22 protein-coding genes are annotated in these 25042 nt (G+C 72.0%); 13 read left to right on the top strand and 9 right to left on the bottom strand.

Features of this window, described 5'->3' with window-relative positions:
• Positions 1–35: 35 nt before the first annotated feature.
• Positions 36–1676 (top strand): sodium/solute symporter, encoded by a 1641-nt coding sequence (locus ACZ4V1_RS20090; RefSeq protein ID WP_468337927.1) that lies wholly within the window; start codon positions 36–38, stop codon positions 1674–1676.
• 27 nt (positions 1677–1703) lie between these two features.
• Here the strand turns inward: ACZ4V1_RS20090 and ACZ4V1_RS20085 are convergent, their stop codons facing one another.
• The 3 genes from ACZ4V1_RS20085 to ACZ4V1_RS20075 all read right to left on the bottom strand — a co-directional run bounded on the left by ACZ4V1_RS20085 (position 1704) and on the right by ACZ4V1_RS20075 (position 6725).
• Positions 1704–2594 (bottom strand): cellulose-binding protein, encoded by an 891-nt coding sequence (locus ACZ4V1_RS20085; protein WP_468337677.1) that lies wholly within the window; start codon positions 2592–2594, stop codon positions 1704–1706.
• A 200-nt stretch (positions 2595–2794) separates the two neighbouring features.
• Positions 2795–5662 carry an SUKH-4 family immunity protein gene (locus ACZ4V1_RS20080; RefSeq protein WP_468337674.1) on the bottom strand — a complete coding sequence of 956 codons (2868 nt, stop codon included), beginning with the start codon at positions 5660–5662 and terminating at the stop codon, positions 2795–2797.
• A gap of 7 nt (positions 5663–5669) precedes the next feature.
• Positions 5670–6725, bottom strand: coding sequence for an SMI1/KNR4 family protein (locus ACZ4V1_RS20075; RefSeq protein WP_468337671.1), 1056 nt, complete (start codon positions 6723–6725; stop codon positions 5670–5672).
• Between the two features lie 289 nt (positions 6726–7014).
• On the opposite strand from ACZ4V1_RS20075, the gene ACZ4V1_RS20070 reads away from it, so the two are divergent.
• Both ACZ4V1_RS20070 and ACZ4V1_RS20065 read left to right on the top strand, forming a co-directional pair.
• Entirely contained in the window at positions 7015–7560 is a 546-nt protein-coding gene (locus ACZ4V1_RS20070) for a YwqJ-related putative deaminase (RefSeq protein ID WP_468337668.1), read from the top strand.
• Positions 7561–7779: 219 nt separating this feature from the next.
• Positions 7780–8274 (top strand): SUKH-3 domain-containing protein, encoded by a 495-nt coding sequence (locus ACZ4V1_RS20065; protein ID WP_468337665.1) that lies wholly within the window; start codon positions 7780–7782, stop codon positions 8272–8274.
• A 126-nt stretch (positions 8275–8400) separates the two neighbouring features.
• Here ACZ4V1_RS20065 and ACZ4V1_RS20060 read toward each other — a convergent pair whose 3' ends face one another.
• Positions 8401–9717, bottom strand: a complete 1317-nt coding sequence (locus ACZ4V1_RS20060) for a sensor histidine kinase (protein WP_468337662.1) — start codon at positions 9715–9717, stop codon at positions 8401–8403.
• Positions 9718–10120: 403 nt separating this feature from the next.
• Between ACZ4V1_RS20060 and glmU the strand changes: the two genes are divergently transcribed.
• From glmU to ACZ4V1_RS20035, 5 genes are all read left to right on the top strand, one after another.
• Positions 10121–11569 (top strand): bifunctional UDP-N-acetylglucosamine diphosphorylase/glucosamine-1-phosphate N-acetyltransferase GlmU, encoded by a 1449-nt coding sequence (gene glmU / locus ACZ4V1_RS20055; RefSeq protein WP_468337658.1) that lies wholly within the window; start codon positions 10121–10123, stop codon positions 11567–11569.
• Positions 11570–11703: 134 nt separating this feature from the next.
• Complete coding sequence (locus ACZ4V1_RS20050) at positions 11704–12678, top strand: ribose-phosphate diphosphokinase (protein ID WP_468337655.1); 975 nt, start codon at positions 11704–11706, stop codon at positions 12676–12678.
• Positions 12679–12892: 214 nt separating this feature from the next.
• Complete coding sequence (locus tag ACZ4V1_RS20045; protein WP_468337652.1) at positions 12893–13483, top strand: 50S ribosomal protein L25/general stress protein Ctc; 591 nt, start codon at positions 12893–12895, stop codon at positions 13481–13483.
• Positions 13484–13583: 100 nt separating this feature from the next.
• Positions 13584–14180, top strand: coding sequence for an aminoacyl-tRNA hydrolase (gene pth, locus ACZ4V1_RS20040; protein WP_468337649.1), 597 nt, complete (start codon positions 13584–13586; stop codon positions 14178–14180).
• 157 nt (positions 14181–14337) lie between these two features.
• Complete coding sequence (locus ACZ4V1_RS20035; protein ID WP_468337646.1) at positions 14338–14850, top strand: hypothetical protein; 513 nt, start codon at positions 14338–14340, stop codon at positions 14848–14850.
• A gap of 79 nt (positions 14851–14929) precedes the next feature.
• On the opposite strand, the gene ppc is transcribed toward ACZ4V1_RS20035, so the two are convergent.
• Complete coding sequence (gene ppc / locus ACZ4V1_RS20030) at positions 14930–17665, bottom strand: phosphoenolpyruvate carboxylase (RefSeq protein ID WP_468337643.1); 2736 nt, start codon at positions 17663–17665, stop codon at positions 14930–14932.
• A gap of 289 nt (positions 17666–17954) precedes the next feature.
• On the opposite strand from ppc, the gene ACZ4V1_RS20025 reads away from it, so the two are divergent.
• The 3 genes from ACZ4V1_RS20025 to ACZ4V1_RS20015 all read left to right on the top strand — a co-directional run bounded on the left by ACZ4V1_RS20025 (position 17955) and on the right by ACZ4V1_RS20015 (position 20881).
• The gene (locus ACZ4V1_RS20025) at positions 17955–18965 is read left to right on the top strand and encodes an acyl-CoA desaturase (protein ID WP_468337640.1); all 1011 of its coding nucleotides are present in this window, start codon (positions 17955–17957) and stop codon (positions 18963–18965) included.
• Positions 18962–19639, top strand: coding sequence for a TetR/AcrR family transcriptional regulator (locus ACZ4V1_RS20020; RefSeq protein ID WP_468337637.1), 678 nt, complete (start codon positions 18962–18964; stop codon positions 19637–19639). The genes ACZ4V1_RS20025 and ACZ4V1_RS20020 overlap by 4 nt, the downstream gene beginning before the upstream one ends.
• Positions 19640–19705: 66 nt before the next feature.
• A complete protein-coding gene (locus tag ACZ4V1_RS20015; protein WP_468337634.1) occupies positions 19706–20881 on the top strand; it encodes a CaiB/BaiF CoA transferase family protein in 1176 nt (391 codons plus the stop codon).
• 45 nt (positions 20882–20926) lie between these two features.
• Here ACZ4V1_RS20015 and ACZ4V1_RS20010 read toward each other — a convergent pair whose 3' ends face one another.
• Entirely contained in the window at positions 20927–21286 is a 360-nt protein-coding gene (locus ACZ4V1_RS20010; protein WP_468337632.1) for a VOC family protein, read from the bottom strand.
• The gene (locus ACZ4V1_RS20005) at positions 21283–22104 is read right to left on the bottom strand and encodes a trans-aconitate 2-methyltransferase (RefSeq protein ID WP_468337629.1); all 822 of its coding nucleotides are present in this window, start codon (positions 22102–22104) and stop codon (positions 21283–21285) included. The genes ACZ4V1_RS20010 and ACZ4V1_RS20005 overlap by 4 nt, the downstream gene beginning before the upstream one ends.
• 127 nt (positions 22105–22231) lie before the next feature.
• On the opposite strand from ACZ4V1_RS20005, the gene tamR reads away from it, so the two are divergent.
• Positions 22232–22729: a MarR family transcriptional regulator TamR gene (gene tamR, locus ACZ4V1_RS20000; RefSeq protein WP_468337626.1), complete on the top strand. Its 498-nt coding sequence runs from the start codon at positions 22232–22234 to the stop codon at positions 22727–22729.
• Here the strand turns inward: tamR and ACZ4V1_RS19995 are convergent.
• Positions 22688–23455, bottom strand: coding sequence for a response regulator transcription factor (locus ACZ4V1_RS19995; protein WP_468337623.1), 768 nt, complete (start codon positions 23453–23455; stop codon positions 22688–22690). The genes tamR and ACZ4V1_RS19995 overlap by 42 nt on opposite strands.
• Positions 23456–23767: 312 nt before the next feature.
• On the opposite strand from ACZ4V1_RS19995, the gene ACZ4V1_RS19990 reads away from it, so the two are divergent.
• Positions 23768–24223 carry a GNAT family N-acetyltransferase gene (locus ACZ4V1_RS19990; protein ID WP_468337620.1) on the top strand — a complete coding sequence of 152 codons (456 nt, stop codon included), beginning with the start codon at positions 23768–23770 and terminating at the stop codon, positions 24221–24223.
• A 17-nt stretch (positions 24224–24240) separates the two neighbouring features.
• On the opposite strand, the gene ACZ4V1_RS19985 is transcribed toward ACZ4V1_RS19990, so the two are convergent.
• A complete protein-coding gene (locus ACZ4V1_RS19985) occupies positions 24241–24870 on the bottom strand; it encodes a Uma2 family endonuclease (RefSeq protein WP_468337617.1) in 630 nt (209 codons plus the stop codon).
• Positions 24871–25042 lie beyond the last annotated feature (172 nt).

Genomic DNA, 25042 nt, shown 5'->3' with positions numbered 1-25042 from the left:
CCGCGATGGCCCAGTCCTCGATGGCCCAGTCCTCGATGACTCAGTCCTCGATGACTCACTCCGCGGTGACCGAGTTCAGCGGCAACGCCCAGACGATGTCCCTGGTCGGCTTCACCGCCGTCGCCACCGTCACGCTGCTGCTGTGCGTGATGACCGGCCCCGACCGGGACGACCTCGACGAGTTCTACACCGGGTACAGCTCCCTGTCCCCCATGCGCAACGGCCTCGCGATCGCCGGCGACTACATCTCGGCGGCGACCGTGCTCGGCACGTGCGGCGTGGTCGCCCTCTTCGGCTACGACGGCATCGTGCTGGCGCTCAGCACCGCCCTGTCGCTCATGCTGCTGATGTTCCTGCTGGCCGAACCCCTGCGCAACGCGGGCCGGTTCACCATGGGCGACGCGCTCGCCCGCCGGATGCCCGGACGCGGTGTCCGCGTCGCCACCTGCGTGGTGACCATCGCCGCGCTGCTGCCGCTGATGCTGGTGCAACTCGCGGGCACCGGCCAACTGCTCGCCTTCGTCCTCGGCTTCTCCGGCGAGTCGCTGGAGACCGGCTGCATCATCGGCCTGGGCGTGCTGATGATCAGCTACGCGGCGATCGGCGGCATGAAGGGCACCGCCCTCATCCAGATCCTCAAGATCGTGATGCTGCTCGGCTCGGGCGCCGTGGTCGCCGTACTGATCCTGAACCGCTTCGGCTGGGACCCGGGCGCGCTGTTCGACTCGGCCGCCGACCGCAGCGGCGTGGGCCCGGCGTTCCTGAACTCGGGACTCCAGTTCGCCGGCGGGCCCCACCCCGAGGCGGACATGATCACCTCGCAGCTGACCGTCGTCCTCGGCGGCGCCTGCCTCCCCCACGTCACCATGCGCATGTACACCGCGTCCTCCGCCCGCCAGGTGCGCCGCTCGATGTCCTGGGCGGTGTCCAGCGTGGCACTGTTCGTACTGGTCATCACGGTCGTCGGCTTCGGCGCGACGGCGCTGGTGGGACGGGCGGTCATCGCCGGGATCGACCCGCAGGGCAACACCGCCTTCCTGCTGGGCTCCCAGGCCGCGTTCGGCGCGGAGCTCTCCACGGCGGAGACCTTCCTGTTCACGACCGTCACCACGGCCGTCTTCCTCACCGTGCTGGCCTCCGTCGGCGGCATGATCCTGGCCTGCGCCAACTCCCTCGCCCACGACGTGTTCGCCACCCGCGTGCAGGAGATGTCACCCCGCCGCGAGATGACCCTCGCCCGCGTCTCCGCCCTGGCCGTCGGCATCCCCGCGATCTTCCTCGCGACCCTCGTCCAGCACCGCAGCCTCCAGCCCCTGGTCACCCTGTCCTTCTGCCTGGGCGCCTCGGCCATCGCCCCCGCCCTGGTCTACGGCCTCTTCTGGCGCCGCTACACCCGCGCGGGGCTGCTGAGCACCCTCGTCGGCGGCTCGCTGGCCGTCCTGCTGCTGATGCCGGGCACCAACCTGGTCTCCGGCTCGCCCGTCGCCGCCTTCCCCGACGCCGACTTCAACTGGTTCCCGTTCACCACGACGGGTCTGGTCTCCATCCCCCTGGGCTTCGCCTGCGGCTGGCTGGGCACGATGCTCTCCGGCCGCCGCAAGGCGGAGGAACAACGCCGGCACTACGAGGCCGCGGAGGGCTGGATCCTGGCGGGGGCGGTACGCAGAGGCGAGTGACGGTGCCGGGGAGGCGGGCCTCCGGGGTCACTCCACCACCCGCCCCGTCAGCGAGCTGAGATTGCTGCGTACGGAGGCCATGTGGGCCTGGAGTTCGTCCCACCGCTCCCCGTGTTCACGCAGCACCCGCTCCGTCTCGCGGGCGATCCGCTCCTGGCGCGCCCGGGCCTCGGCGACTACCTCGGCCGCCCGGGCCCGGGCCTCCTCCTGCCGCCGCCCGGCCGCCTTCTCGGCGTCGGCCAGTGCCTCCGCCGCTTCGCGCACCTCCTGCTCGGCGCGGGCCACCAGCTCCGCGTGGTGTGCGTCCAGGGCTCGCACCCGCTCCGCCTCCGCCCGCTCCTGCGCGGCGCACCGTTCGGCGAGCTCCCTGCTCTGCTCGGCGAGCATCCCGGTGGTCCGCTCCCGCATCTCGCGCAGCGCGGACAGCGCCTCTCCGCGCCCGGCCTTCACCTCGCGCCGGGCCTCTTTCCGCGCCTCGTCGGCCTCCGCGCGCGCCGCCAGGAGCCGCTGCCGGGCCCGTTCGTCGGCCTCGGCGCGTACGGCGTCGGCGTGCACCTGCGCTGCCTCCCGCACGCCGGCCGCGTGCGTCCGCGCGTCCTCCAGCAGACGTCGCGCCGCGCTCCGCCCCTCCTCCCGTACGGCCTCGGCCTCCTCCTGGCCGAGCTGGAACAGACGCCGCGCGCGCTCTCCGAGCGCCTCGTAGTTCTGCGAGGTGAGCTGTGCGACCGCATCGCGCAGGTCCGCCAGCTCCTCCTCCATCTCCCGGGCGAGCACGGTGAGGCGGGCGGCCCGTTCCCAGGCCGCGTCACGCTCCCCGGAGAGTGCCTCGGCACACGCCTCCACCTGTTCGGGACGGTAGCCGCGCTCGCGCCCGCGTACGGTCACGAAGCCGTGGGGAGGCGCCGATGCGCTGCTCATGCTCATCACCCCTGTGGTGAATCTGTGGTGAATCTGTGGTGAATCTGCCGCACTAAATGGACTTACCCGACTTTATGGATCGTTCGTAGGCCCTCATACTGCGACACACCGCACACAAACGTGCGGGGCCCGGTCGCCTCACAGGTCGACCGGGCCCCGCCCGTCGGGTACGTCAGGGGTACGTCAGCGGCGTGGGCGCCTCACAGCAGCCCGTCCCACATCTGCTCCAGCAGCACCGACCACCAGCTCTCCGGCGAGCCGAGCGCCGCCGGGTCCAGCGCGGCCAACTGGGCCTGGAAGTCAACCGTCCAGCGGCCCGCCTGCTCCTGGTTCAGGCCGAACCTGAGCCGCCACATCCGGCCCAGCAGTGCCAGGCAGCGCGCGAACTCCGGCAGCCCCGTGTTCACGAACTGCGGCGGCACGGGCGCGCCGCCCGGCCCCGCCTCCACCGGCACCGCCACGATGGCCGCCGTGCCGTACTGCACACAGATCGCCCGGCCGAAGTCACTGCCCACGACGAGGTACGAACCCGCGTCCGAGGCCGGCTGTACTCCCCGCTCGGCCGCCAGCTCCGCCAGTGTCGGCACGGGGCGGCCCGGCTGGGCCTGCGCCCAGAAGAACGGGCCCATGTCCATCGGCAGACCCGCCGCCACCAGCGTGTGGGCCACGACCGGCGGCACCCCCTGCCGGGACACCGCGGCCTGTTCGAACCGGAAGACACCCGGGCCGAACGCGCCGCCCAGTTCCTGCCCGATGGCCTCCGGCGGAATCGGCGGCGCCGGCTGCACCTGCGGCAGCGGAGCACGCACCGGCGCCGGACGGGCGGGTCCGTCGGCCACCTGGTGCAGCTCGCCCTGGTGCGCCAGCAGTTGCCGCATGCCCTGTTGCCGGCTCGCGTGGTCCGTACCGTACGGCGCGATGGAGGTGATCCGCGCCTGCGGCCACTGCTCCCGGATCATCCGCGCGCAGTACGCACCCGGCAGCTCACACGACTCCAGCTCCGTGTGCAGCTCCAGCACCTGGTCCGGCGGCACGTTCATGGCCCGCAGCTCGTGGAAGATCTGCCACTCCGGGTGCGGCGTGCCCGGCGCCGAACGCCGGATCAGCTGCTGCTCGGAGCCGTCCTGTGCGCGGTAGCGCAGCACGGCCTGGTAGCCGGGGCCGACGGTCGGCAGACCGGACGGCGGCTGCTGCGGATAGCCGTACGCCGGCGGCTGACCGGGAACGGGTCCGCCGGGCGGCGGCATGGCACCGGGCGCGGCGTGAGCACCCGGCGGCATGGGCTGTGCGGCACCACCGGGGCCGGCACCACCGGGGATGCCGGGACCACCGGGTCCGACAGGAGCGCCGGGACCACCGGGTCCGACAGGGGCGCCGGGACCAGCAGGAGCGCCGGGACCACCGGGACCGCCGGCAGCACCTGGCACGCCCGGCGCACCCGGAGGCGGCGGGGGCGCGCCGGGGCCGCCCACCGGGGGCGCGGCCAGCACGGTCTGCGCGTGGTGCACGGCGCCACCCGCGCCCCCCGAGGAACCGTGCGGGCCGGGCGCACCGGGAGCGGCAGGAGGCGGCGTGCCCGGAACGCCGGGCGCCGCGCCCGGAGCGCCGGGAGCGCCGGGAGGTGTGGGAGGGCCGGGCGGACCGGGCGGCTGGGGCGCGCCGCCGCCCGTGCGGCCGGGGTCGGCCAGCATCGTGGCGGCATGGTGCACCCCGCCCGGGGGCGTCCCACCGGGAGCGCTCGGCGGCGGCGTACCGGGAGCACCGGGAGCACCGGGAGCACCGGGAGCACCGGGAGCACCGGGAGCACCGGGAGCACCGGGAGCAGCCTGACCCGTCGGAGGCTGCGGCGCGTTCGGCGGAGGCGGCGTACCCGGGCCGCCCGGACCCTCGGGACCGAGCGACGACACCATCTGCGTCGGCACGTAACCGCCCGCCGGCGTACCCGGCGTGTGGGGGCCCGGCGGCGGAGGCGTACTCCCCGGCCGCGCGCCCGGCTCACCCGGAGCCCCCGGCGGAGGCGGCGTGGTCGAACCACCGCCACGGCGCGGTGGCGCCGCCTTGCTGGTCGCGGCGTCGGCGATCTCCCCGGCGTTCGGCGCGAGCGGCCGGGCCGGGGTGGCGGGCGCACCGGGACCGGCGGGCGGCTGCTGCGCGGCCGGTGTCGGCGGCGCGGGCGGCGGCGTGCCCGCGCCCGTGGACGCGGCCGGCGTGTTCGGGTCGTCGATCGCCGGTGAGAGCGCCGTCGGCGGAAGCCCGCTGCCGCCCGACATCAGCGCCGTCTTGGCGTCCGGCGTAGCCGCCGGCGGCGGCGTGTCGTCGTCGGCACCGCTCAGCGGCGGCGCGAACACGGTCGCGGGCAGCGGTACGGAACGGTCCTCACCGGCGTCCGCGTTGGTGTCCGTCCCCGCCCAAGGCGTCGCCCCGGCGGGCGCACCCGGCGCACCGGGGGCACCCGCGCCCGCCCCGGAGCCACCGGTACCACCGGCCCCGGCGGCCGGCCAAGCCGCACCGCTCCCCTGCCCCTCCGCGGGGGCCCAGGTGGCCGCGGGAGCCGACGGCACCCCGGCCTGTGTCTCGGGAAGTGCCCCGGCCCCGGCGGGAGCCCCAGCCCCGAGTCCGGGGCCGGCAGCGGCACCGGCACCGGCATCACTGGTGTCGCCACCGCTGTCATGGTCCCCGCGCCGGCGGTCCGGGATACCCAGCTTGTCCGCCGCCTCCTGCAACCACTCCGGTGGACTCAGCAGGAACGACGTCTGGTTCAGGTCCACCCGCGCCGCGGGCGCCGGCGCCGGCTCCGCGGCCTCGTCGGGACGGCCGTACTCCTCCTCGTACCGGCGGATCACCTCTCCCACCGGCAGCGAGGGCCACAAGGTCGCCTCACCGCTGTCGCGGGCGATCACCAGCCGCTGCGCGCCCCCGTCCGAACGCGGCCCGTCCGCACGGTCCTCGGCCCACACCACGAACCCGAGGTCGAACTCCCGCACCCGCACCTCACGGTGCTGGTACGCCGGCAGCTCGCCGTTGACCCACTCCTCCGCGCGCTCCTGCGCCTGCGCGAACGTCACCATCGTCAGCTCACTCCCCTACCGAAGACGCCGGAGACGCCGGAGACGCCGAAGTCTCCGGCGTCACGGGCACCGCACGCGCGAAACCGCCGTCCACCATCAGGTTCGCCACCGTCTCCAGCTCCGGCGGGGACCCCGCCAGCCGCGACAGGAACACGTCGAAGTCCTCACCGCACGGCAGCAGCAACCGCTCCACGCGATCCGCCGGCGGCATCGAGGGGTCCACGTCCCGTACGTCGTCGTAGGCGCAGAACCACACCGAACCGATCCGCTCGCCCTTCACCTTCACGGCGAGCAGACCGCCCTGGACGAACGCGACGCCCAGGTAGTCCTTGGTCAGGTGGTCCCGCAGGCACTTGTTGACATAGACGAGGTCGTTGACCGCCGCCTCCTCGCGCACCGTGAAGAACGGCTGGTCGACCAGCAGCCCCAGCTCGGCGTCGAGCGCCGTGCCCACCGGGGCGCAGCCACCCGCCGCCTTCAGGAACGAGCGGTAGGCGCCAGGCAGCCGGTACCCGAGATCCTCCTCGACGCCCAGCACCTGCTGCTCGGAGACGGCGACACCCGACTTCGGCAGGCGGAAGTGCGCCGGGCGCGTCTCCTGCAACGGCCGCGTCCCGCGCTTGCCCTGGTCCACCGCCGCCGTCGCGATCCCGCCGTGGTGCCGCAACAGCGCCTTCACCTCGACCGGGACCAGCTCCATCCGCCGCGATCCGGCCACGTGGTGCCACGTCCAGCCGTGCGGAGTCGCCACCGCCGGCACCGTGTCCCACAGCTCGTGCCCCGACGCCGACAGCGCGGCGTTCGCCGACACGTAGTCCGTCAGCCGCAGCTCGTCGACCCCGAACCCCTCCGGCGGGTCCGCGATCTCCGCCACCGCACGGGCGTACGGCGAGAAGACGGGGTAACCGCCCTCGTCCACCCGTACCCCTCTCGGGTGACGTGCCGCACGCACCGGATCCGGGAAATGTACGACCTGCCCGGCATAGGCCGCGTTCGGCGGCGCGGCGTGTCCCCCGGCCTGGCGGCCGGGAGGTGCCCCCAGCCCGAGCCGACCTGTCGTCATGGCGGTTGCCCCCTGCGGCGTCTGTCTGATCTGCGTCTGTCTGATCTGTCTGCACTGTCCGGTCACCGCACGCAATCGCGGTGCCGACAGCCTATGCGGTACGCCGAGACCGGTCACCGGCACCGGGCCCCGCACCCGGCACCCACCCCTCCGCTTCCGTGACCTGCCGTCACCCTCCCGTGACGGAACGCCCATACCCGGGCGTGTCGCCACGCCCCAGCTTCCGCAGCAGCCACGGGATTTGGCACTCTGTGACCTTCGGGGGGATGCTCAGGAGGGGAAGACGATCATGAGTGCGACACAGGCGGGACCCCACACCAGGCGGCCCGACGACCCCCGGGGCGGCGATCCCCGGGGCGGCGACCCGCGCATCGGCTGGAGCGCCGCCGATGCCCTCCACGCCCCCGCCCTCCAGCACCGCCGCGACGGCATACTCCCCACCGTGGCCGCCGCGCTCTCCGTGCGCGGCACCACCCTCACGGGCACCGCCACCCGCGCCGACACGCCACCCGCCCTGCACCACCTCGTACAGGACTTCCTCGACACCCTCACCAGTGGCCAACGCGACCGTTACACCGGCCGCTGCGCCGAGACCATCCTCATCTCGCGGCACCTTGCCACGGCGGACGCGGCCCGGAGCAAACGCGCCGCACGAAAACCCATGACCAACGGCGAAGCCCGCAAAGCGCTCAAGCACGCCAAACTCACCACCCGCCGCATCCGCGAGGACGGCGACCCCCTGCACGGCAGTTTCGCCACACCGTGCCGCGCCTGCACAGCCCTCAGCGCCCATTTCGGCGTCCGCATCGTCGACCCCACCACGAACGACGACTGACCCACCGGCGACCGGCCACCCCGCACGACCGGGCCGCACCTCACGACCACACACCTCACAACCAGACCACCTGGCCGCACCGCACGACCTGGCCGCACCGGACGACCGGACCACACCGCACCGCACGACCGGACCGCGGAGCAGACCGGCAGACCGGACCGCCGGAGCAGACCGGACCGCCGGAGCAGACCGAAACGAACCAAGGGCAACCAAGGGCAGATGCAAGCCGACCGCACCTCCACCACCCGCTTCCCCGTCCCCGTCGACGCCGCCCTGCGCGACGCCGGCTGGCAACCCGGACGCTGGGACATCAAGCAGGCCGAGATCTGGGCCGACACCCTGCGCGAGCACACCTCGCCCGCGGGTCACCGGCACACGGTCTTCCCCGCCGCGGTCGAGGCCTGGGCCGAATTCGGCGGCCTCCACATCGCCCCCACCGGCCCCGGTCGCCAGATCGCCCCCGCCACCCTGCACCTGGACCCCCTGCACGGCCTCCACATGGCCCGCACCCTCGGCGACCTCGGCCGCGCCCTCGACACCCAGACCTGCCCCCTCGGCACCGAGACCGACAGCCAGGCCCTCATCGCCATCGACACCGAAGGCCGCGTCTACGCCCTCGACCACACCGGCGACTGGTACCTCGGCCCCGACATCGACCAGGCCCTCGCCACCCTCGTCGCCGGCGCCCAGCCGACCCGCCTCACCACCGCCTGAGCCACCCGGCCCCACGACCGCGCACCCCACGACGCCCCCGACGCCGCGAACGCCCACGCCACTCACGACCCCGCGAACGCCCACGACGCCCACGACGCCCACGACGCCTGCGAACGCCCACGGCTCCTACGCCGACGCCGGAATCACCGCCGACACCCGGAAGCCCCCCGCGTCCGTCGGACCCGACACGAACACGCCCCCCAGAGCGGCCACCCGCTCCTTCATCCCGACCAGTCCATTGCCACCCGACGGCAACCGCGCCGACGACGACTCCTCCGGCGGCGGTTCGTTCTCCACCTGCATGGCGATCTCCGACGCCCGATGCGCCAGCCGCACATACGTCTTCGCGCCCGCCGCGTGCTTGTGGACGTTCGTCAACGCCTCCTGCACCACCCGGAACGCCGTCGACTCCACCTCCGCCGCATACGACCGCCCTTCCCCCTCCACGGACAGGTTCACGACCATCCCGGCCGCCTCCGACTGCCCGATCAGCTCGTCCAGCTCGGACAGACTCGGCCCGTCGGCGAGTCCCTCACCGTCGTCCACGGCCCGCGAGGCCGCCGCCGCGGCGGCCACCCCCACCGCCGCCAGCGGCACCGACGCCCGCTCGGCACCCCCGGCGCCCCCGGTGCTGCGCAGCACCCCGAGCATCTCCCGCAGTTCCGTCAGCGCCTGCCGCCCCATGTCCCCCACCAGCGCGGCGTTCTTCACCGCCTTCTCGGGGTCCTTCCGCGCCACGGCCTGCAACGCCGCCGCGTGCACCACCATCAGACTCACCCGGTGCGCGACCACGTCGTGCATCTCCCGCGCGATCCGCGTCCGCTCCTCACCACGCGCCCACTCCGCGCGCTCCTCGGCGCGCTCGGCGAGCAGTTGCAACTCCCGCTCCAGGCTGTCCGCCCGCTCCCGCAGGCTCTCCATCAAGCGCCGCCGCGCCCCCACGTACATGCCCAGCAGCAGCGGCGGCGCGGTCATCCCCAGGGACGTGCCGATCGACGCGAACGGAAGGAACCAGTCCCCGAAGTCCAGGCCGTCCCGCGCCATGTCCTGCCGCAACCGGACGAACGTCACGATCAACGTCCCCAGCAGGGACATCCCGGCCAGCGACCCGATGATCCGCCGCGGCAGCTCCGACGCCGCCAGCGTGTAGAGGCCGACGACACCCAGCAGGAAGCCCATCTCGGCCGGCGTGATGGCGATCCCCACCAGCACGACCGCGATCGGCCACTTCCGCCGCAGCACCAGCACCGAACCGGCCAGCAACCCGAAGACGACCCCCGCCGCCAACGGGATCCCGGCGTCCCGCGCGAACGGAACCCCTTCCGCCGCGCATTCCAACGCGGACACGACACCGAGGCTCACATCGAGCACCGCGCCGCGCCGCCTGTCCCACCACCAAGGCCCACCCCGGGCCGGTACGTGGTCTTCCCCCGTCGTGGTCATGCCCTCCAGCCTACGGGCGGCGGGCGCCCCATTTCCGGTGACTTTCGACAAACGATAGGACGCGATATCCCTCGAATCGCGGAACGACGCTCCCGCCACCCCCGGGAGCGCGGATTCGGCGCCGAGTTGTACCGTCGCACGGAAGGCGCCTGGTACGGCATAGTGTTGGGTGCCGACTCGGCGACCTGACGGAATGTCCGGTCGAGTCGAGTTTGATCCCCCATGGTGTAATCAGGCAGCACTGAGGGTTTTGGTCCCTTAAGTTCAGGTTCAAATCCTGATGGGGGAGCTGCCTCTTCCGGGCCCTGGCGCGTCTGCCAGGGCCCGCGCTCATGTCTCCCGCAAACCACCCCGGTATCCTGCGGATGTCCACCCCCGCCCCCTAAAAGCCGAAGGGCATCCCGTGAGCGCCATTCGCCCGGCAGCCGTCGTCGTTCTCGCAGCGGGTGAGGGCACCCGTATGAAGTCGGCCACACCCAAGGTCCTGCACGAGCTGTGCGGCCGGTCCCTCGTCGGGCACGTGCTCGCCGCCGCCGGCGAGCTGGACCCCGAGAACCTGGTCGCCGTCGTCGGGCACGCCCGCGAGAAGGTCACCGCACACCTCGCCGAGGTCGCCCCCGACGTGCGCACCGCCGTGCAGGAGCAGCAGAACGGCACCGGGCACGCGGTGCGGATGGGCCTGGAGGCGCTGGGCGGTGCCGTCGAGGGGACCGTGGTCGTGGTCTGCGGCGACACTCCCCTGCTCACCGGCGAGACGCTCCGCGCCCTCGCCGCCACCCACACCGCCGACGGGAACGCCGTCACCGTGCTGACGGCCGAGGTCCCGGACGCGACGGGATACGGCCGGATCGTGCGGGACGAGGCCTCCGGTGCCGTCACCGCGATCGTCGAGCACAAGGACGCCTCCGAGTCGCAGCGGGCGATCCGTGAGATCAACTCGGGTGTCTTCGCCTTCGACGGGCAGCTGCTCGCCGACGCGCTGGGCAAGGTGCGGACGGACAACAGCCAGGGCGAGGAGTACCTCACCGACGTCCTCGGCATCCTCCGCGAGGCCGGTCACCGGGTCGGCGCCTCCGTGGCCGGTGACCACCGGGAGATCGCCGGGATCAACAACCGCGTGCAGCTCGCCGAGGCCCGCCGCACCCTCAACGACCGGCTGCTGACCCGGGCCATGCTGGCCGGCGTGACGGTCGTCGACCCGGCGACGACGTGGGTCGACGTGACGGTGACCTTCGAGCAGGACTCCGTCGTCCACCCGGGTACGCAGCTGCACGGCTCCACCCACCTCTCCGAGGGCTGCGAGGTCGGGCCGAACTGCCGCCTCACGGACACCCGCGTCGGGGCCGGCGCGCGCGTGGACAACACCGTCTCCCTCGGTGCCGAGGTCGGCCCGGAGGCGACGGTGGGCCCATACGCGTATCTGCGGCCCGGTACCCGGCTCGGCCGGAAGTCCAAGATCGGTACGTACGTCGAGACGAAGAACTCCTCGGTCGGCGAGGGCACCAAGGTCCCGCACCTCTCCTACGTGGGTGACGCGACGATCGGCGAGTACACCAACATCGGCGCCGCGAGCGTGTTCGTGAACTACGACGGGGAGAGCAAGCACCACACGACCGTCGGCTCCCACTGCAAGACGGGTTCGGACAACATGTTTGTGGCTCCTGTCACGGTCGGGGACGGTGCCTACACCGCCGCCGGCTCGGTGATCACGAAGGACGTGCCGCCCGGTTCCCTGGCCGTGGCCCGTGGCCAGCAGCGGAATATCGAGGGCTGGGTGGCTCGCAAGCGTCCGGGGAGCGCGGCGGCGAAGGCCGCCGAGGCGGTGTCCCGGGAGGCCGGCGGCGAAGGCTGACCGGAAACCGGCGCGCCGGACACGGCGTACCGTGATAAGTGCACATCCGCACCCCACCAGCTGAGACGCCTCCCGCACCCAGCCGGAAGAGCGCCCGTGACGCTCAGCTGCGAAACCTCTGAGGAGAAAGTGCTGTGACCGGGATCAAGACGACCGGCGAGAAGAAGATGATGTTCTTCTCCGGCCGCGCCCACCCCGAGCTTGCCGAGGAGGTCGCCCAGCAGTTGGGAGTCGGGGTCGTCCCGACGAAGGCCTTCGACTTCGCCAACGGCGAGATCTACGTGCGTTACCAGGAGTCGGCGCGAGGTGCGGACTGTTTCCTGATCCAGAGCCACACGGCCCCGATCAACAAGTGGGTCATGGAGCAGCTGATCATGATCGACGCGTTGAAGCGCGCGTCGGCCCGCTCCATCACCGTCATCGTGCCGTTCTACGGTTACGCGCGGCAGGACAAGAAGCACCGGGGACGTGAACCGATCTCGGCGCGTCTGATCGCGGACCTGATGAAGACCGCGGGTGCGGACCGGATCCTCGCCGTGGATCTGCACACGGACCAGATCCAGGGCTTCTTCGACGGGCCCGTCGACCACCTCTTCGCGCTGCCGCTCCTCGCGGACTACGTGGGCGCGAAGGTGGACCGCTCGAAGCTGACGGTGGTCTCCCCGGACGCCGGCCGGGTGCGGGTGGCGGACCGCTGGTGCGACCGGCTGGGCGCGCCGCTGGCGATCGTGCACAAGCGCCGCGACAAGGACGTGGCGAACCAGGTGACCGTCCACGAGGTGGTCGGTGAGGTCAAGGGCCGGGTGTGCGTTCTGGTGGACGACATGATCGACACCGGTGGCACGATCTGCGCCGCGGCGGACGCGCTCTTCGCGCACGGCGCGGAGGACGTCATCGTGACGGCGACGCACGGTGTGCTGTCGGGTCCGGCCGCGGACCGGCTGAAGAACTCGAAGGTGAGCGAGTTCGTGTTCACGAACACGCTGCCGACGCCGAACGAGCTGGAGCTGGACAAGATCACGGTGCTGTCGATCGCGCCGACGATCGCGCGCGCGGTGCGTGAGGTGTTCGAGGACGGTTCGGTGACGAGCCTGTTCGACGAGCAGTAACCGTTCCGCGGATCGTTCCGCGAATCGTTCCGCGGAGAGCGTCCCGCGGAGATCGTTTTGGGTGCGGCCTCCCCCTCCGAGTAGACTGCCCAAGTTGCTCGGCGAGGGAGGCCGTACGCGTTCGTGTACGGCGCTCCGTTATCGACGCGCTCTTCGTAGCAGGCCGTTCGTGGCCGGGTGACCACGTCCGTTTCCAGCTCTACGAGGAGTGACCATGTCCGAGGTGAAGATCTCCGCCACGACGCGCAGCGAGTTCGGCAAGGGCGCCGCCCGCCGTATCCGTCGTGACAACAAGGTTCCGGGTGTTCTGTACGGCCACGGTTCCGACCCGCTGCACCTGACGCTGCCGGGCCACGACCTGCTGATGGCGCTGCGTACGCCGAACGTCCTGATCGCGCTGGACATCGACGGCAAGACGAACGAGCTGGCCATCCCGAAGTCCGTGCAGCGTGACCCGATCAAGGGCTTCCTGGAGCACGTCGACCTGCAGCTGGTGCAGCGCGGCGAGACGGTCAGCGTCGAGATCTACGTGCAGACCGAGGGCGAACTGGCGCCGGGCGGCAACCTGCTGGAGCACGTCCTGAACGCGCTGCCGGTCGAGGCCGAGGCCACGCACATCCCCGAGTCGGTCACCGTCTCCGTCGAGGGCCTGGAGGCCGGCGCCTCCATCCTGGCGAAGGACATCCCGCTCCCGGCCGGCACCAAGCTTGCCGTCGAGGAGGACACGGTCGTCCTCCAGGTGCTGGCCGCGCAGGCCGAGGAGGCCCCGGCCGAGGGTGAGGGCGACGAGGCCGCCGGGGCCTGATCCTCGCTACGGTCTTCGTTCGTCGGCCGCTGTTCCCGCGCGGGGCAGCGGCCGACGTGTATGTGTGGACGGGTATGAGGGACACGAAGGAGACAGGGACGTGACGACGGACGCGGGTGCGCCCTGGCTGGTGGCCGGTCTCGGCAATCCGGGCCCCGAGTACGCCTCGAACCGGCACAACGTCGGTTTCATGGTGGCGGATCTGCTGGCGGAGCGGATCGGGGCACGGTTCAAGCGGCACGGCAAGGCACAGGCGCAGGTGGTCGAGGGACGTATCGGGCCGCCCGGGCCGGGAAACCGGCGGGTGATCCTGGCGAAACCGATGTCGTTCATGAACGTGTCGGGTGGGCCGGTGACGGCGCTCAAGGACTTCTACAAGGTGCCGGTCGGCAACATCGTGGCGATCCACGACGAGCTGGACATCGACTACGGCATGCTCCGGTTGAAGCTGGGCGGCGGGGACAACGGCCACAACGGGCTCAAGTCGATCACGAAGGCGCTCGGGTCCGACTACCACCGGGTGCGCTTCGGCATCGGACGGCCGCCGGGACGGATGCCGGTCGCGGACTTCGTGCTGCGGGACTTCTCGTCGGCGGAGCGCAAGGAGCTGGACTACTTCGTGGACCGGGCGGCGGACGCGGTCGAGGCTCTGGTGATCGAGGGTCTGGAGCGGGCGCAGAGCGCGTACAACTCCTGACGCGCGCGCCCCCCTTACGCGCAGCCCCGTGGCGCGCGCCCCCGTGACGCGCAAGCCCGTGACGTGCGACTCCTCGACGCGCGACTCGTGACGCACAACTCCCGACTTGTCCGTCGATGGCCCACGAGTGAGTTGACCCAGCGCGCAGGTATGGCCAATGATCCCGGCCATGCCTGCCTCAGCCGCCGCCGCTGTCCGCCCCCGTCAGGTCTCACGCGCCGTGCTGCGGTTCGGCCGGGTCGCGGCGATGGGGACGGTCACGGCGCTGATCCTTGTCGCGGGTGTGTGGGCGTCCTGGGGTACCGCGCAGCACGTCCTGCTGACCAAGGGCCGGGAGCAGGGCACGGTCGAGGTGACGCGGTGCGGCGAGGGCTCGTGCAGTGGGCCGTACTCGCCGGTGTCGTCGGGGTCGCAGGCGCGGGACCGGGTCGTCATCGAGGATTCGGTCGCCGTGGCGAAGGGCCGGACGTACTCCGTGGTGGTGAAGCCGGGCAGTGACGACGTGGTGCGTTCCGGCCCCGCCGGGGTGCTGTACGCGTGGGTGCCGTTGGGCGGGGCGTTGCTGCTGGCCTCGGTGGTGGTGGCGGGAGGCCTGCGGCGCACCCGGGCGGCGTGGGTGATGGCCGGGGCGGGCCTGTCGTTGCTGACGGCGGCGTTCTTCGCGGTGTGATTCTCCGGCGTACGACGTGACGGTGCCCCCGTGCTCCAGTGAGCGCGGGGGCACCGCCGTGCGGTGAGGCCGGGTGGCGTCAGCCGGTGTTGCGCAGGCCCGCCGCGACGCCGTTGACCGTGAGGAGCAGGGCTCGGGCGAGGAGGGGATCGGCTTCCTCGCCCGCGGCGGCGGCTTCTCGCTGGCGGCCGAGAAGGGCGACCTGGAGGTAGGAGATGGGGTCCAGGTAGGCGTCCCGGATGGTGAAGGTCTGCTTGAGGACGGGGTCGGCGTCCAGCAGTTCGTCCTCGCCGGTGACGCGCAGGACTTCGGCGACGGTGAGTTCGTGCTCGGCCTTGATCCGGTCGAAGACATGCTTGAGGTCGTCCGGGACGAGGGTGTCGACGTAGTGCTGGGCGATGCGCAGGTCGGTCTTGGCGAGGGTCATCTCGACGTTGGAGATGAAGTTGCGGAAGAAGTGCCACTGCTGGTGCATCTCGTCCAGGACGGTGTCCAGGCCGGCCTCGCGCAGGGCCTTCAGGCCCGAGCCGACGCCGTACCAGCCGGGGACGATCTGCCGGGACTGGGTCCAGCCGAAGACCCACGGGATGGCGCGCAGTCCGTCGAGCGAGACGCCCGAGCCGGGGCGGCGGGAGGGCCGCGAGCCCAGGTGCAGGTCGGCGAGCTGGTCGACCGGCGTGGAGGCCAGGAAGTACGTGGGCAGGTCGGGGTCCTCGACCAGCTTGCGGTACGAGGTGTGGGCCGCGTCGGAGACGACGTCCATCGCGGCGTCCCAGCGGGCGAGGGCCTCGTCGGACTGGCGGGGCGCGGTGTGCAGCGCGGAGGCCTGGAGGGTGGCCGCGACGGTCAGCTCCAGGTTCTCCCTGGCCAGCGCGGGGATGAGGTACTTGTCGGAGATGACCTCGCCCTGTTCGGTCACCTTGATCTCGCCCTCCAGGGTGCCCCAGGGCTGGGCGAGGATCGCGTCGTGGGTGGGGCCGCCGCCCCGTCCGACGGTGCCGCCGCGGCCGTGGAAGAGGCGCAGCCGTACGCCGTAGCGGTGGGCGACGTCGCGCAGCCGGCGCTGGGCGCGGTGGATCTCCCACTGCGAGGTGGTGATGCCGCCGAACTTGGACGAGTCGGAGTAGCCGAGCATGACCTCCTGGACGTCGCCGCGCAGGGCGACCAGGCGCCGGTAGGAGGGGTCTGCGAGAAGGTCCTCGAGGATGGTGTCGGCGGCCTTCAGCTCGTCCGTGGTCTCCAGGAGCGGCACGATGCCGATCTTCGCCCAGCCGGCGTGCAGGTCGATCAGTCCGGCCTCGCGGGCCAGCACCGCCGCGGCGAAGACGTCGTCGGCGCCCTGGCACATGGAGATGATGTAGGACTCGATGACCTCGGGACCGAACACCTCCAGAGCGCGCTTGACGGTCTGGAAGACGCCGAGGGTCTTCTCGCCGGCCGCGTCCACGGGGGCCGGGATCGGAGCCAGGGGCCTGCGCGAGCGCAGCTCCTTCGCAAGGAGCTTGGCCCGGTACTCGCGGGGCATGTCGGCGTAGCGCCAGGACTCCTCGCCGAGCCGGTCGAAGAGCTGGCCGAGGGCGTGGTGGTGGGCGTCGGCGTGTTCGCGCACGTCCATGGTGGCGAGCTGGAGGCCGAAGGCGGCCAGCGTGCGGATGGTGCGGGCGAGGCGGCCGTCGGCGAAGAGGCTGCCGCGGTGCTCGCGCAGGGAGGTCTGGACGAGCCGCAGGTCGTCGAGGAGCTGTGCGGTGCCGAGGTAGTCGCGGCCGGCCTCGTGCGGGGTGCCCTTGGCGAGGCGCTGCTTGGTGTTCTCCAGCTTCTGCCGGATGCAGGTGGCCTTGAGCCGGTAGGGCTCCTCGGCGTTGAGGCGCTTGTAGCGGGGGCTGATCTCGGGCAGCCGCTCCAGGTCGGCGTGGAGGGACTCCAGGAGCTCCTCGGTGGCGCCGGCGTAGCGGATGGAGTTGGAGAGGAAGCCGCGCAGCTCGTCGATCATCTCCAGGGCGTCGTTGATGCCGTGCTCGTGCTGGAGGATGAGGACGTCCCAGGTGACCTGCGGGGTGACGTTGGGGTTGCCGTCGCGGTCGCCGCCGATCCAGGTGCCGAAGGTGAGCGGGCGGGTGTCGTCCGGCAGCTTGACCCCGGCGCGCTCCAGCTCCGCCGTGAGGTCTTCCAGGACGTCGCCGACGGCGCCGGCGTGCAGCTCGTCCAGGTAGTAGATGGCGTTGCGGGCCTCGTCGGCGGGCTCGGGGCGGACGACGCGGAGTTCGTCGGTCTGCCAGACGAGGTCGATGTTCTCGGCCAGCCGGGTGTCGAGGCGGCGCCGGTCGGACTCGATGACCGGGGTGTCCAGGAGGGCGGCGATGCGGCGCAGCTTGTTGAGGACGGAGCGGCGGGCGGCCTCGGTGGGGTGCGCGGTGAAGACGGGCCGGACGTTGAGGTTGCGGACGGTGTCGCGCAGGTGCTCGGGGTCGGCGTCCTTCAGGCGGTCGGCCGTACGGGCGAGCAGTCCGCCCTCGGCGGCGCGCTTGGCGCCCAGCTCGCGGCCCCGGTGGACCTGCTCGGTGACGTTCGCGAGGTGGAAGTAGGTGGAGAAGGCGCGGACCAGCTTGGCCGCGGTCTCCAGTTCGGTGCCGCGCAGCAGCTCGGCGGCGGCCTCGCCGTCCTCTCGGGTGAGTCGGCGTACCTTCTCGACGAGTTCCAGCAGCTCGGGGCCTTCCTGCCGGACGAGGGTCTCCCCGAGGAGATCACCCAGCCGGCGGATGTCGGCGCGCAACTCGCTGCTGGTCGTCGTGGTGGTCTGGTCGTCGGCACTGCTCACAGGTGCGGCTCCTTGCAGTGTTGAAGCTCGTCTGGGAGGGAACCCGAACGGCGTCTCGCGCGGCGGGTGCCGCTTACGGGCCGGACGTCCGGGAAGTATTCAGAGCGGACCGCGCTGTCCGACCGACTCCCAGGATAGGTGTCGGCAAGGACGCGCAGGCTCTCGGGCTCTTGCCGCGGGACGACGCGCTGCCATACTTACGTCGCCGTAGGTTACGGAACCGTAGGAAACGTGCATGGTTCCCGGAGCCCGGCACCGGACACAACCCTCGACCCCCCAGGGGACGCGCATGACCACGAGTTCCGATGTGATTCCAGACGCTTCGAAGAGTCCCGACGAGACCTCCGCACCCTCCGCCACGCTGGGCGGTGAGCAGAAGCGGTCCCTCGAGCAGATCACGCTGCTGCTGTTCATCACCCTCCCGTTCCTCGCGCTGGTGGCGGCGGTGCCCCTGGCGTGGGGCTGGGGCGTGAGCTGGCTGGACCTGGGCCTGCTGGTCTTCTTCTACTTCCTGGGCTGCCACGGCATCACCATCGGCTTCCATCGCCACTTCACCCACGGCTCCTTCAAGGCCAGGCGGCCACTGAAGATCGCGCTGGCGATCGCCGGCTCGATGGCCGTGGAGGGGCCGCTGGTCCGCTGGGTGGCCGACCACCGCAAGCACCACAAGTTCTCCGACGACGAGGGCGACCCGCATTCGCCGTGGCGCTACGGCGAGACGGTGCCGGCCCTGATCAAGGGCCTGTGGTGGGCCCACATCGCCTGGATGTTCGACGAGGAGCAGACCCCGCAGGACAAGTACGCACCGGATCTGATCAAGGACCCGGCGCTCCGTGCGATCTCCCGCCAGTTCATCCTGTGGACGGTGGTGTCCCTGGCCCTGCCCGCGCTGATCGGCGGCCTGGTCACGATGTCCTGGTGGGGAGCGTTCACCGGGTTCTTCTGGGGTTCACTCGTCCGGGTGGCGTTGCTGCACCACGTGACCTGGTCGATCAACTCGATCTGCCACGCGGTCGGCAAGCGCCCGTTCAAGTCGCGGGACCGCTCGGGCAACGTGTGGTGGCTGGCCGTGCTGTCCTGCGGTGAGTCCTGGCACAACCTGCACCACGCCGACCCGACCTCCGCGCGGCACGGCGTGATGCGCGGCCAGCTGGACTCCTCCGCCCGCCTGATCCGCTGGTTCGAGCAGTTCGGCTGGGCGTACGACGTGCGGTGGCCGTCGCGCTCGCGTATCGATTCCCGCCGCAACACGGACCAAGGCGGCTCCCGGCGCCGGAAGGAAACCGTCGAGGCGGCATGATGGTCGCCGTGGCGACCGACTCCAGCAGCACCCCGAGCAATGAGAAGCCCCGGCGCGCACGTCGCACCCGGATGACCGGTGCCGAGCGCCGCCAGCAGCTGCTGGAAATCGGTCGCACCCTCTTCGCGTCGAAGGGTTTCGAGGGCACGTCGGTGGAGGAGATCGCGGCGAAGGCCGGGGTCTCCAAGCCGGTGGTGTACGAGCACTTCGGCGGCAAGGAGGGGCTGTACGCCGTGGTGGTGGACCGTGAGATGCGGCGGCTGCTGGACATGGTGACCAGCTCGCTGACGGCCGGCCACCCGCGCGAGCTGTGCGAGCAGGCCGCCTTCGCCCTCCTGGACTACATCGAGGAGTACACGGACGGCTTCCGCATCCTGGTCCGCGACTCCCCCATCCCGCAGTCGACGGGTTCCTTCGCCTCCCTCATCTCGGACATCGCCACCCAGGTGGAGGACATCCTGGGTCGCGAGTTCAAGAACCGCGGCTTCGACGCCAAGCTGGCCCCGCTGTACGCGCAGGCGCTGGTCGGCATGGTGGCGCTGACCGGCCAGTGGTGGCTGGACGTGCGCCGTCCGAAGAAGGCGGAGGTGGCGGCGCACCTGGTGAACCTGGCGTGGCACGGGCTGGACGGCCTGGAGCCGAAGCCCCGGCTGATAGGGCACCGCAAGAGCTGAGCGCCGGGCGGCGGGGGCGGGACGTCCCCGCCGCCCGCCGTCGTCACCGCACCGGGGAGAACACTGATGCAGCCACTGCGCGGAGTCACCGTCGTCTCGCTCGAACAGGCGGTCGCCGCTCCCTACGCCAGCCGCCAGCTCGCCGACCTCGGCGCACGGGTGATCAAGGTGGAGCGCCCCGGGACGGGGGACTTCGCCCGCGCCTACGACACCCGTGTCCGGGGCATGAGCTCGCACTTCGTGTGGGCCAACCGCAACAAGGAATCCCTCACCCTGGACTTCAAGGACCCGCGCGGCGCGGACGTGCTGCGGCGCCTGATCGCGGACGCCGACGTCTTCCTGCAGAACCTGGCGCCGGGTGCGGCCGCCCGGGCCGGACTCGGCGCGGAGGAACTGCGCGCGCGCCACCCGCACCTCATCGTGTGCGACATCTCCGGCTACGGCGGCCCAGGCCCCTACGAGGGCCGCAAGGCCTACGACCTGATGGTGCAGTCCGAGGCGGGACTGCTGTCCGTCACGGGCACCCCCGACGACCTGGCCAAGGCGGGGATCTCGGTGTCGGACATCGCCGCCGGGATGTACGCGTACAGCTCGATCCTCGGCGCACTGCTGGAACGCGGGCGGACGGGGCAGGGCACACATCTGGACGTGTCGATGCTGGAGGCCACCGTGGAGTGGATGGGCTTCCCCCTCTACTACGCCTTCGGCGGAGCCGAGCCGCCGCCGCGGGCGGGGGCCTCGCACGCGACGATCTACCCGTACGGGCCCTTCACGGCGGGCGACGGCAAGGTCGTCATGATGGCGGTCCAGAACGACCGCGAGTGGCGCGGTTTCTGCGCGGGTTTCCTGGACCGTCCGGAGCTGGCCACCCACCCGGACTACGCCACCAACGCGGACCGCAACACGCACCGGGAGGCGCTGGGCGGACTGATCGCGGCCCGTTTCGCGGAGCTGACCAGCACCGAGGCGATCGAACTGCTCGGCGCGGTGCCGGTCGCCAACGCCCGGGTGAACTCGCTCGCCGAGGTGTGGGACCACCCCCAGCTGACGGCGCGCGCCCGCTGGCACCAGGTGCCCACGCCCGCCGGTCCCGTACCGGCGCTCGCCCCGCCGGGCCCGACCGGGGACACGCCCCGCATGGAAGCGGTGCCGGCGCTGGGCGAGCACACCCGCGCCGTACTCGGCGAGCTGGGGCTGTCCGAGGAGGACGTGGACGCGCTCGTCGCGGACGGCGTGGCGTGACGGGCAGCGGGGGAGGGGTACATCACCCCGCGCACCGCCCCGGCATCAGCCCCGTTCCAGGAACTCCAGGCGATTGCCGACCGGGTCGGAGCAGTAGAAGCGCCGGTGGCCGGGCAGGTCGTCGTCCCAGGTGACGGTCGTGCCGTGGGCCTCCAGCCGGGCGGCGTACGCCTCGATCCCGGTGACCCGCAGCCCCGGGTGTGCCTTGCGGGCCGGCCGGAAGCCGTTCTCGATCCCCAGGTGGAGCTGGACGGCACCGGCCTGGAACCAGCAGCCTCCGCGAGCGGCGGGCGCGAGCGGCTTGGGCATCTCGGTCATGCCGAGAACGGCGGTGTAGAAGGTGCGCAGTCGCTCCTCGGAGCCGGGCGGCGCGGCGAGCTGGACGTGGTCGAGCCCGGTGATCACCGGTTCGCGTCCTTCCGGGCGACGGCGAAGACGCGGCGGAAGGGGAACGGGGTGCCGTCCGCCCCGGCGGGATAGGCGGCGCGCAGGACGTTCCGGTACTCCTCGACGAACGCGTCACGGGCCTCCGGGTCGTCGTCGAGCGCGGTGAGTACGGGCCGCAGCCCCGTCCCCTTCACCCAGTCCAGGACGGCGTCCTCGCCGGGCAGCAGATGGACGTACGTCGTCTCCCAGACGTCGGCGGCGCAGCCCGCGGCGGTCAGGTGGGCGAGGTAGGCCTCGGGCGTGAGGACGGCGCCGTCGTGGCGCAGGGTGCCGGCGAGGCGGTCCCGCCAGCGCCGGGAGTGGGCGAGCTCGCGCATCAGGCGGTGGCTGGGGGCGTCGAAGTTGCCGGGCACCTGGAAGGCGAGAACGCCGCCGGGGGCGAGAGCGCCGATCCAGTCGGCGAAGCGCTCGGCGTGACCGGGGACCCACTGGAGGGTGGCGTTGCTGACGAGGAGGTCGTACGGCTCGTCGGGAGTCCAGGTGCGGGCGTCGGCGGGGGCGAAGTCGAGGTGGCCGCCCTGCGGGGTGGGCCCGGCGTGCTCCCGGGCCCGTTCGAGCATCCGGGGCGAGTTGTCGTAGCCGGTGATGCGGGCGGTGGGCCAGCGGTCGGCGAGCAGGACGGTGGCGTTGCCGGGACCGCAGCCGAGGTCGGCGATGCGGGGCGGGTCGCCGGGCAGGCCGGGGACGCGGGCGATGAGGTCGGTGAAGGGGCGGGCGCGGGGCCCGGCGTGGCGCAGGTACTGGGCGGGGTCCCAGGTGGGGGCGGTGGCGGGCATGGAGCCTCCGGGGGCTGGGGCGGCCGGACGTCCGGCCCGAGTACCCAGCGTCACGCCAAACTATCTCGACGTCAAGACAGTCAACATCAAGAGACTTCACGTCGACACAACCACTACACTGATCGTCATGGAGGACGAGGTCGATCGGCTGGTCGCAGCGTGGCGCCGGGAGCGCCCGGACCTCGACGTGGAACCGCTCGAGGTGCTGAGCCGGGTCAGCAGGCTCGCCCGGCACCTGGACCGCGCACGCCGACTGGCCTTCTCCGAACACGAACTGGAGCCCTGGGAGTTCGACGTCCTGACGGCCCTGCGCCGCGCGGGCACCCCGTACCAGCTCTCACCGGGCCAGCTCCTCACCCAGACCCTGGTCACCTCGGGCACGATGACCAACCGCATCGACCGCCTGGCGAAGAAGGGCCTGGTGGAGCGCCTGCCCGACCCCAGCGACCGGCGCGGCGTACTGGTCCGGCTCACGGACGAGGGCCGCGACCGCGCCGACCAGTCACTCGCCGGCCTCCTGGCGCAGGAGCGCGCCATCCTGGCCGAACTCTCCCGGGCCCAGCGCGGTGAGCTGGCGGCGCTGCTACGCCAGCTGACCGCCCCGTTCGACAACATCCCCGGCTAGGTCCACCGGCCCCACCCCGGCCCTCCTCGCCAGTGCCACGGCGGCGAGGGTGGAATGGACACCCAGCTTGCCCAGCACGTTCTGCATGTGCGTGCGCACGGTGTGCGGGGACAGGTACAGCCGCTCGGCCACCGCCTTGCGCCCGAGCCCGGCCACCATGCAGCGCAGCACCTCCCGCTCCCGGGGGGTCAGCGACTCCACCAGACGCTCGCTCTCGGTGCGGTGCTTGCGGGCGGCGGTCAGCTCGCGCAGGACGCCGGTGAGCAGCACGGGCGGCAGATGGGTCTCGTCGCGCAGGACACCCCGGATCACGCTGAGCAGCCGCGACAGCGAGCAGTCCTTCGCCACCCACCCGGAGGCACCGGCCCCCAGCGCGAGGGCGGCCCGCCGGGGGTCGTCCTTCTCCGCGAGGACGACGATCCGTACGCCTGGCTGCCCCGACCGCACTCCGGCGACCAGCGAGATCCCGTCCACCAGCCCGTCCTCGTTGCCGTCCCGCACGGGCACGGCCGGCCGGGCGCCGGGCACGTGGCCCCCCAGGTCGGCGTCCACGAGCAGCACGTCGAACCGCCGCCCCTCGGACGCGGCCCGCTCCAGGCAGCGCAGCGCGGCCGGACCGCTGCCGGCCGCGGAGACGTCGACGTCCGGCTCGGCGGCCAGGGCGGCGGCGAGCGACTCGGCGAAGATGCGATGGTCGTCGACGACCAGGACTCGGATACGAACCACGAAACCCCCTCCCCCGCGCTCCTCGAGGAGCAGGGGATACCCATCGTCTGTCCATCCACGGAACACGGAAGACGACACCGGCACGGGTACGACGCCCGAAGCCCCGTATCCAACTGTGCGCTCGGTACTCCGGGACGGGTCGCCGCAGCCACACGGCCGCCGCCGTGCAGTAACCGCTACCTTTGCCCCGGGCGCCGTACCCGGCTGTCTCGCCCCCTGAACGGCACCGGCCCCCACCGGTGCTGCTCATCAGAGTACGGGCGGGCGCCGGGAGCGGAAGGTTATTTGCAGAACTGACAGCCCGGCACGCTTATGGTGAGCCGCATGTTTCGTCTTGTGACAGAAGTGGACAGGGAACGGCGCGATCTGCTGCGCACCCGCCTGCGGGAGACGAACACGGCGGCCTCCTCCATCCTGCGCTCCCTGCGCGGAACCCCTCACGAACGCGAATTCCCCCTGCACGTCTGGGTGCTGGACGAGACCGGCGGACTGGCGGGCGGTCTGGTCGGCCACAGCTGGGCGACTTGGCTGCACGTGACGTATCTGTGGGTGGACGACCGGTACCGGGGCGCGGGGCTGGGCTCGGCCCTGCTCCGGGAGGCGGAACGGACGGCGCACGACGAGCGGGGCTGCGCGGCGTCCCGCGTGGAGACCTGGGACTTCCAGGCGCCGGGCTTCTACACGAGGCAGGGGTACGAGGTGGTGTGCGTGATCCCGGACTATCCCCCGGGGGTCACGGAGTACACGCTGCTCAAGCGGCTGAACTAACAGCCGGACCGAGACGCTCAGAGCTCGTCGAGCGCGTCCGAGGTGATGTCGACGTCGATGTCGTACGGCACGCCGAGCTTGAGCAGTTCGCGATGGGTGCCGGTCAGGTCGTACGTCTTCGAGACGGGGTCGAGCTCATAGACCCGGACCACCGGATGCTTGCCGGCGCCGCCGCCCGTCTCCACCAGCCAGAAGTGCGGGATGCCGGCGGCGGCGTACTTGTGCGGCTTGGTGTCGCGGTCACGGGATTCGGAGTCCGGGGAGACGACCTCGACGGCGAGCAGGACGTCGGCGGCCTGGAAGCGGGTCTGCTCCCTGCCGGTGACGGCGTCGGCGCGGACGACGGAGATGTCGGGTTCGGGACCGTTGCGGCGGTCCAGTACGACGGTCATCTCACGGCGGACCTTCATCTCCGCGGGCACGGTGCGGCGCAGACCGACCACCAGTAGGTCGATCATGATGCTGTGAAAATCCCGCTGCGGACTCACGAAGACCAGGCTCCCGTCGATCAGCTCGGTGTGCGGCGGGAGGTCGGGCAACGTGAACAGGTCGTCCACGGTGTATCCGTCCCGGGGCGGCACCGGCCAGCGGCAGCCGGGCGTGGAATTCGGCTCGGCGAGGGGCTCGGCGGTCATCGTTCCTCCCATGGGCGGAATTCTCGGCCTGCCCGTCCACGGTAGCCGCCGGTTCCACTGATCGTCATCACAAAGGGTGACGATCGCCTGCCACGGAACGGCACCCTCGGCAGGGGCTTGGCCGTCTCGTCCAGGCCCGCGTCACGAGCCCCCCGCTCCCTACTCCGTGAACACTGCGTCCCAG

It is taken from the genome of Streptomyces sp. NPDC028991, from assembly GCF_055564775.1.
The sequence above is the reverse complement of the archived record's forward strand: the minus strand, read 5'-3'. Positions and strand labels throughout refer to the sequence as shown.